Origin of the sequence: Streptomyces sp. NPDC053513 (genome assembly GCF_044544765.1) — a bacterium.
In the GTDB taxonomy this organism is placed as follows: Bacteria; Actinomycetota; Actinomycetes; order Streptomycetales; family Streptomycetaceae; genus Streptomyces; species Streptomyces litmocidini.
Map to the genome: position 1 here is coordinate 1 of NZ_JBITXP010000054.1, position 7862 is coordinate 7862.

8 protein-coding genes, 1 tRNA gene and 2 pseudogenes are annotated in these 7862 nt (G+C 68.8%); 5 read left to right on the top strand and 6 right to left on the bottom strand.

All coding sequences use genetic code 11. The features are described 5' to 3' along the window. Positions 1-94 precede the first annotated feature (94 nt). Entirely contained in the window at positions 95-994 is a 900-nt protein-coding gene (locus ACIGW4_RS37990; protein WP_399586294.1) for a GNAT family N-acetyltransferase, read from the bottom strand. 416 nt (positions 995-1410) lie between these two features. Here ACIGW4_RS37990 and ACIGW4_RS37995 point away from each other — a divergent pair. Next, positions 1411-2688 (top strand): annotated as a pseudogene (locus tag ACIGW4_RS37995) (IS701 family transposase). A gap of 52 nt (positions 2689-2740) precedes the next feature. Here the strand turns inward: ACIGW4_RS37995 and ACIGW4_RS38000 are convergent. Continuing rightward, positions 2741-2944 (bottom strand): cold-shock protein, encoded by a 204-nt coding sequence (locus ACIGW4_RS38000; protein WP_399586296.1) that lies wholly within the window; start codon positions 2942-2944, stop codon positions 2741-2743. A 251-nt stretch (positions 2945-3195) separates the two neighbouring features. Here ACIGW4_RS38000 and ACIGW4_RS38005 point away from each other — a divergent pair. Continuing rightward, positions 3196-3269, top strand: a tRNA-Met gene (locus ACIGW4_RS38005). Positions 3270-3443: 174 nt separating this feature from the next. Next, entirely contained in the window at positions 3444-4007 is a 564-nt protein-coding gene (locus ACIGW4_RS38010) for a dihydrofolate reductase family protein (protein ID WP_123457763.1), read from the top strand. Positions 4008-4154: 147 nt separating this feature from the next. Here ACIGW4_RS38010 and ACIGW4_RS38015 read toward each other — a convergent pair. After that, a pseudogene (locus ACIGW4_RS38015) lies at positions 4155-4357 on the bottom strand (hypothetical protein); the annotation flags it as partial. A 67-nt stretch (positions 4358-4424) separates the two neighbouring features. Between ACIGW4_RS38015 and ACIGW4_RS38020 the strand changes: the two are divergent. Next, positions 4425-4937 carry a hypothetical protein gene (locus tag ACIGW4_RS38020; RefSeq protein WP_359591331.1) on the top strand — a complete coding sequence of 171 codons (513 nt, stop codon included), beginning with the start codon at positions 4425-4427 and terminating at the stop codon, positions 4935-4937. 430 nt (positions 4938-5367) lie between these two features. Then, positions 5368-5811 carry a large conductance mechanosensitive channel protein MscL gene (gene mscL / locus ACIGW4_RS38025; protein ID WP_123457765.1) on the top strand — a complete coding sequence of 148 codons (444 nt, stop codon included), beginning with the start codon at positions 5368-5370 and terminating at the stop codon, positions 5809-5811. 232 nt (positions 5812-6043) lie between these two features. On the opposite strand, the gene ACIGW4_RS38030 is transcribed toward mscL, so the two are convergent. The 3 genes from ACIGW4_RS38030 to ACIGW4_RS38040 form a co-directional block, all read right to left on the bottom strand. After that, positions 6044-6244 (bottom strand): CsbD family protein, encoded by a 201-nt coding sequence (locus ACIGW4_RS38030; protein WP_389317825.1) that lies wholly within the window; start codon positions 6242-6244, stop codon positions 6044-6046. Positions 6245-6813: 569 nt separating this feature from the next. After that, positions 6814-7281 carry a hypothetical protein gene (locus ACIGW4_RS38035; RefSeq protein WP_399586301.1) on the bottom strand — a complete coding sequence of 156 codons (468 nt, stop codon included), beginning with the start codon at positions 7279-7281 and terminating at the stop codon, positions 6814-6816. A gap of 368 nt (positions 7282-7649) precedes the next feature. Then, positions 7650-7862 (bottom strand): TetR-like C-terminal domain-containing protein (locus ACIGW4_RS38040; protein WP_399586111.1); only part of this gene is annotated, 213 nt, incomplete at its 5' end.

The window sequence follows — 7862 nt, forward strand, 5'->3', positions numbered from 1 at the left end:
GCAGCAGACCGTCGACCTGAGCCCTCGACGGCAGAGGTGAGCACCGGCCCCGCCGCAGCCTTCGACGTCTCACCGCTTACCGTGCACGAGCTCGTTAGGCCGCTTGGACCGCCGGGTGAAAGTTGATGCGTTCACGGATGACGGGGAAGCCGGCCTTGGCGAAGTTCGCGGCCATGGGGAAGTTGCCCTGGTCCGTTGCTCCGCTGACGAACTCCGCGCCCTGCTCGACGAGGAGGTGGGTGCACTCCGCGAGGAGGTCGTAGGCGTAGCCGCGACCGCGCTGTTCCGGGACGACTCCGATGAAGCCGATGGTCGGGCCGGAGGGGTTGTGGGCCGGGATGTGGATGCCGGCCAGGTCGCCCTCCGGCGTGTACGCCGTCTGCCACCACTCCCGTGGGGAGGGGCACCAGTGGAAGAAGTCGAGTTCCTCCTGGGCGGCCTGGTCGAGGCCGCCCTCCTCTATGGCCCTGAGTGCGTGGGCGTCCAGGGTGGCGGAGTGGATGCGGCGCAACGCGTCGAAGAACACGGTGTCGTCGGGTTCGGCGCTGAAGCGCAGGCGTCCGGGCCGCTCGGGCAGACCTCGCTCCGGGGTCCAGCGGTACAGGAAGCGTTCCACCAGGAGTTCGTACCCTGCGGCTCGTGCGGCGGCGAAGCGCGCCTCGGCGGCGGCGCGCAGGTCGGCCTTCTCCCGCCAGCCGCCGGGCAGGTTGATCTCGAGTTCGACCTGCCAGGGAGCGGAGCGCAGGAGTTCGGCCCCTGCCTCTTCCTCGCCTTCGACCACGTCGAACCAGTTGATGTTGACGGGCTCCGAGTCGTCGGGACCGCCCCACCACGCGCCGCGTGCGACGACCTCGCCGTCGCGCAGGGCGACGCGCTTCCAGTCGGGGCGGAACCGGGTACGCCGGTGGCCTTCACCGGCGCCGAGGGGATCGGGGTGTGCGTCGAAAAGATATGCGTCACTCGCGGAGAGCGCGCGGATGACCGTATCGGTCATGGATTCCTCCGGGATACAGGCTGTCTGGAGCGCTCCCGGTCAGAACTGACGAACCACGCCGGGACAGCGGAAGAGGGAGCGCTGGAAAGGTGTGAACCGCACGGCACTCGCCTCCTTCCATCCATCTCAGGGCGTGGAGCCACACAGTACGTGATCTTCCGCAGGTCCGTCCACGTATTTCCGCGCCCCTTGAAGGAGGGGTTCGCGGGACGATGCAGAGCGCTCTCAAAGGCCCGCACGACTCTAAGCGGACTGTAGTGCTCCAGCTGTGTGGATTGTGATCTTGCCGGTGGAGCCGGCGCGGGAACAGATGCGCCCGCCGTTGATCATCGTGGGTTGTGTGGACTGACGACGATACGGTGACGACTGGTCACCACATAAATCCCGCACGTTGGCGGGAGGCGTTCGAGGTGGCCATGGGGCGCATCGCGGGCCGTTCGCCCGCTATGAACCTCGCCTACGGGCCAGGCGATTGGTGCTGGGCCTGCTGTCGGACCTGCCGTGCAAGAACTGCTGGACGATCGCGGAGTGTCGGCGAGGCAACCCCGCACGGCATGCAGCACCTGCTGTGCCGGGCGTCCTGGAGCGCCGATGCCGTCCGCGACGACGTCCGCGAATACGTCGTCGAGCACCTCTACGACGATGCAGCGGTGCTGGTCGTCGACGAGACCGGCGACGTGAAGAAGGGCACCCGCACCGTCGGGGTCCAACGCCAGTACACAGACACCGCGGGACGGATCGAGAACTCCCAGGTCGCCGTCTACCTCGTCTACGCCAGTGCCCGGGGACACGCGGCGGTGGACCGGGAGCTGTACGTCCCGCGCTCCTGGACGGGCTACCCGGACCTCTGCCGGGCGGCGGGGATCGGCGAGGAAACCGTCTTCGCGACCAAGCCGGAGCTGGCCCGCACGATGATCGAACGGTTCATGGATGCCGGACACCGCGTGGACTGGATCACCGGTGACGAGGTCTACGGCGGCAACCCGAAACTGAGATCCGCCCTGGAGGAGCGCCGCATGGGCTATGGCCTCGCGGCGGCCTGTTCGGCCGAAGTGATCACCGGTGCGGGCACGTTCCGCGCCGATGCCCTGGCCCGGAAGATGCCGAAGCGGGCCTGGCAGAAGCTCTCGGCCGGACGCGGCGCGAAGGGACAGCGGTTCTATGACTGGGCGGTCATCGACCTGGCCGATCTCTGCCCGGGTCACCGCCGGCTGCTGATCCGCCGCAACCGCACCAGCGGCGAACTCGCCTACTACCGCTGCTACTCGCCGAATCCGGTGCCGCTGACGACGACGGTGCGGGTCGCGGGGTCGAGATGGCGGGTCGAGGAGACCTTCCAGAGCGAGAAAGGGCCGGCCGGCCTCGATGAGCACCAGGTCCGCCTCTCCCCCTCCTGGATCCGCCGGGTCACCCTTGCGATGCTCGCCCACGCCTTCCTCGCGGTGGTCCGTGCGAACGAACACGCCCGACAGTCCACCTCTGACGACCTGGTCCCGCTGTCCTGCAACGAGATCCAGCGCTTGTTCATCACCTTCGCCATCCGGCCTCTCCGCGATGCGGCCCACCGGCTCGGTTGGTCCGACTGGCGACGCCGCCATCAAAAGCGATCACGCACCAGCCATTACCAGCGACAAGCCGCATCCCAGACATGGAGATCAGGATCTACAGCTGAAGTATTAGCTGCACGGCCCTGAACCTGTTCGCCACGCGTTATGCCGCTGGGCTCTTCGCCCCTGCGGGAGGGGGTCAGGCGGGGGTGATGTTCTCCGCCTGGGGGCCCTTCTGGCCCTGGGTGACGTCGAAGGCGACCGTCTGGCCTTCCTGGAGTTCGCGGAAGCCCGAGGAGTTGATCGCGGAGTAGCGGGCGAAGACGTCCGGGCCGCCGCCCTCCTGGGCGATGAAGCCGAAGCCCTTTTCGGCGTTGAACCACTTCACAGTTCCGGTAGCCATGTCTGGTGCCTTCCAGTCGAGGGACGCCTCCCGCACCATGCGGGAGGCGGGGGTGATCGCCTTGGTCCCTGCGGCACAGAACAGCAAAAAGCCCACGCCGGGGCGTGGGCAAAGGGGAACATCCGAACCACGACAGCTAACAGGAGCGCTACACGCGTGTACCCTCCGTGACCACAGAAGGCGGCGATACGAACGGCTTCGTTGGCCTGGTCTTGGGCGGTGCCGTGGTGGCGTACAGTTGGGCTTTCCGACGCGGGGTGGAGCAGCTCGGTAGCTCGCTGGGCTCATAACCCAGAGGTCGCAGGTTCACATCCTGTCCCCGCTACTGAAGTGGCGTGAGGCCCGGATCCACAGGATCCGGGCCTCACGCGTGCGCCTGCGTCTCAAGCTGTCTGTCCGGTTCTCGTCGCCTGGGCCGGCGAGCCCGGATCGTGCACCGATGAGTTTCCCGCGCCGCGCTGGTCCATACGCCGAACACCCACGGACGGAAGGCTGCGTCATGCGGAAACTGATCTACGGCATGAACCTGTCCCTGGACGGCTACATCGCCGCGCCCGGTGACGACATCGGCTGGAGCGTGCCGAGCGACGAGCTGTTCCAGTTCTGGTCCGACCAGTTGCAGGCGACCGATTTGACGCTGTACGGGCGCAAGCTGTGGCAGACGATGAGTTCCTACTGGCCGACCGGGGACCAGCAGCCGGGCGCGACCCCGGCGGAGATCGAGTTCGCGCGCCGCTGGCGGGACATGTCGAAGGTGGTGTTCTCCTCGACGATCGACGAGGTCGACTGGAACACCCGCCTGGTCACCGGCGACGCGGTCGCCGAGATCACCCGGCTCAAGGCCGAGGACGGCGGCCCGATGGACATCGGCGGCGCGACGCTCGCCGGGGCGGCCATGCGGGCCGGGCTGATCGACGAGTACGTGCTGGCCACCGCGCCGGTCCTGGTGGGCGGCGGCACGCCGTTCTTCACCGCGCTGGACAACTGGGTGAACCTCAACCTGGTGGAGACGCGGACGCTTCCCTGCGGCGTGGTCCTGACCAGGTACGAGACGAGGCGCTGAGTACCCGTCACGCTTGCTGCTCTTCCGCAGGGCGCACCCGGTCTGCCCGCCCCGTACCGCAAGAACACTCAACTGAATTGACCACTGGCCTTCCCGATCGCACCGGCCAGCAGCGCTCGTGGTGTGCCGTCGGACATCGTCAGGCACTCACTTCTGCCCGCTCCTGTCGTCGTCCTCGCCAGCTTCGGCGCGCCCGGATCGCGCAGTGGGCGCAGGTTCCCAGCGGCGAGGGTGGAGGCGGTGAAGCTGTAGCGGCCGAGCAGGTTCAGGTCGCGGTGCTCGAGCGGGGAGAGCCGGGCGATGTCCTCGTCCTGAAGTTCGTGGCCCTCGGCCTGGAACTGGGCGCGTGCGCCCCGGGGCATGGTGGCCGGCGCACCGGGGCGGGTATTCCTGGGCTGTCTGGGCACACGGGAGGTCATGCACGGACAACATGCGCGTCCCCCCAGCAGCAGTTTGTTCGGCCTGGCCCCCGCAGCCCGGACATCACCACCGGGCTCTACCGGCGCCAAGCACTCGCGGCGCAGCCGGCCCGTCGGCCGCCTGCGCCGACGTATCCTCGCCTACCGGGCGATCGACTTCCTGTCCACGCACATCCCGGACACCTCCGGGCCCGGCGAGGAATGCCTGCTCCTCGTCCACATCCGCCAGGTCGTCGGCCGGGTCCACTACCGGATCTGCACCCACTGCGCCCAGGGCGTCATCACCGCCGTCGACATCGACGAGCGCTTCCACAGCACCGGCCTGGGCACCCGTGCCCTCTCGCACCTGCGGTCCCGTCACCCGGGACTCGCCTGGCGCAGCACCCTGTGCAAGCGCACCACCCGGGATCTCCTGCGCCGCATGCGGATTCCCACGACCACCTCTGCCGCGCCCTGTGCCCACGCCCACCAGACACCGTCGTCTTCGGGTTCGATACTCGCCAACGGCTGATCCCACGATCCGTTCAGCGGCTACAACATCCGGTGACCAGCACCCCTGTTGCACCGGCGCTGCTCAGAAGCGACCTTCGGCACACGAACGGCGGATCTCCTCCAGCGACTGGCGTGCGCGACAGCCAACAGCTCCTCGAGGAGCTCCCGCCGTGTGCCGACCCAGGCGGGGTCGACGAACCAGGCGCCGCCGCAGGGGGCTTGAGCCGGCACCCACATGAAAGCGAGAGGGTGCGGTTGGGGTGGCGGCCTCGGGCATTTGTGCGTGCCTTCTCACGCCTCGGACACGAGGACGATCTGGAACGGCGTACGCAGTGCGCGTCCAGCAGGCATGAGTGAGGCGTGGCAGGGCATCCGGGGGTGAAGGGGCCGGGTCTGCTGCGCCCCTTAACGCCGCCCTGCGACGTCAAGAGCCTGTAAGGAGTGAGAAGGTGAAGGGCTTCCGCAGCTTCATCCTGCGCGGCAACGTGGTCGACCTGGCCGTCGGCATCGTCATCGGAGCGGCGTTCACCGCCGTCGTCAACGGCTTCGTCGGTGCCTTCCTGACCCCGCTCGTGGGGCTGGCGACCGGCGCCACCGGCAATATGAGCCACAAGACCTTCACCGTGGGCGCCACCGAATTCCCCTACGGAGCCTTCATCAACGCGGCGATCAGCTTCCTCCTCCTCGCCAGCGCCCTGTACTTCCTGGTTGTACTCCCGATCAACAAGCTGCACGAGCGCCTCGCCCCCCACCACGACGTCCAGGCCCCCAAGCGGGACTGCCCTGAGTGCCTCAGTCCCGTACCGGCCCAGGCTCGACGCTGCGCCTCCTGCACCGTCCCCCTGCCCGCGGTGCCTGCCCAGGCCGGGGAGACCACCCAGCGCGCCGGGTGACCGGGCCTCCCCGGATCGATCCGTGACAGCCGGGCAGCCTCACGGCGCCGTCATCGGCGACGAGTGTGCTCAACCGCGTGCTGTTGCAGCCCGCTCGGAGCCACAGCGGTCATCACATCAAGCCGCCGATGCGTCTCCTCCTCCGACCTCGTAGGCGGCGAGCGCGGGCTCGACCCGTTCCCAGTGGGCTGGGAGGCGCCATGGCCTGCAGTCCGTGCAGCGGGCGGGGTGCTCAGGGCTGACGGCGGTCGCGCAGGGAGTCCTTCACCCCGCGGGCCTGTTCCTTGCCCTTGTCCGCGACCTCGCGGGTCTTTCCCTTGACCTGGTCGGTCTTGCCTTCGGCCTTCATCCGCTCGTTCCCGGTCGCCTTGCCGGCGACCTCCTTGGCCTTGCCCTTGGCCTGTTCCATCTTGCCCTTGGCCTTCTCAGCCATGAGAAAAGCTCCCTTTCCGAAGAACGGTCGATCGATGGACAAACTAGAACATAACAGGGCATCTCGCGCGCGGAGCCCGAAGGCCGCTCTGTCGATCGAGGCAGCGCCGAGCGCCCGCCGCACCATGGGGGCGGCCTGGAGCCGGCAGACCATCCGAGGGCACAGGCCGAGGAGGTCGAGCAAAACCATCAGGTCCTGGCCGTCGACGCCCGGGAAGCCACCGCGCAGCCGCACGGTCTGCCGGGTCCGGACCGACCAGCAACGCCGACTCACTACTGCCGAAGGGATCTTTCACCCGACCGACGCCATCGCCGCCGACCTCGCCCGTCGCCTGCCCGCCCCATAACCGGAACCATCACGGCGCGGCACGGCGCCGCAGATCAGGTGGGCTCAAAGCCGGGGCCTTTGCGTGAGACGGCGGCCTTGCTGATCGCCACCCCGGACACGGCGGCGGTGATCCCACGACGCTGCAGAGACCTTTGGGGCATACGCTTCAAGATGCTGCGCCACGGCGCTCCCCTGCCTTCCAGCCGCCGACCCGGCGCACCAGACCACAACCGATTTCTTGTTCAGCGGGGCAGGTACGCGTAGTGCACCAGGCGGGAGCGTGCCGCCTTCTCCGTCATGCCCAGGGCCTCGGCGACCCGCGGCACCGGGATCTCGTCCCCCGTGGCACAGGCGGCCGCGAGGGGGCCGGCCGACGCGACGATCGCCTCCAGCTCTCCGACCGCCTTCAGCGCCACAAGCGGCTCGTCGCCGACGATCTCGTCCAGGCCCTCGCGCAGCTGCCGCAGCAGGCCGGCCACATCTTCGGGCAACACCACAGCTCGTGCGGCCACCTCGTCCATGTGCCCCTCCCAGTCGGCCCAGGGCCCGGAGGCGTCGTACTCGTCGCTCTCGTCGCCGCGCGCCTTCTCCCAGTCGATCGGGTACGTCGCCGCACCCTCATGTGACTCGAACCCTTCCCGCTCTTCCAGGTCATCCCGGTTCGCCTCCTCGTCGGTCCAGGGCGTGCCGAGCGGCCGCCCCCCATCCACGGTGGAGCATCGAGGCGTCGCAGTGCAGTCGAGTTGGCATATCTCATGGGCAAATGGGTTGCGTGCGGGGTGCTGCGCGCCTCCCGGGCGCTCCTGGACGCCAGCGCTCGGCTATGCCGTCGGGTCGAGAGGGGTGATGCCCGTGGCCGCGTACAGGTGTATTGCCCCGCAGCGTTGTTGACGCGGCTGATGGGCGGGTGCCGGCCTGGGGCACGGGGCCCGGCGATCTGCGGCTGCGCCGTGTGGACGCGAGTGACCGGAACGTTGCCGCAGGCAGCGGCGGGGGCCAGAGGGCCCCGACTGCGTGCCCCGAGACGGTGTGTCCCGGGAAGGGCGTGCCCCGAGACGGTGTGCCCCGGGACGGTGTGTCAGAGGACGGCGAGCCGGTTCACGAGCAGTTCCACCCTCCGCTCGGTGTCCTCCGGTGGCAGCCGTCCCTCCCGGGTCAGGGTGGCCAGCCCGTGCAGGGACGCCCAGAACACCTCGGTGAACAGTCCCGGGTGGACGCCGTCCCCGGCGACCTCGCCCAGGCTTTCCAGCAGGGCGGCGAAGGCGTCCTTCAGCGGCTCGGGGGTGTCCTC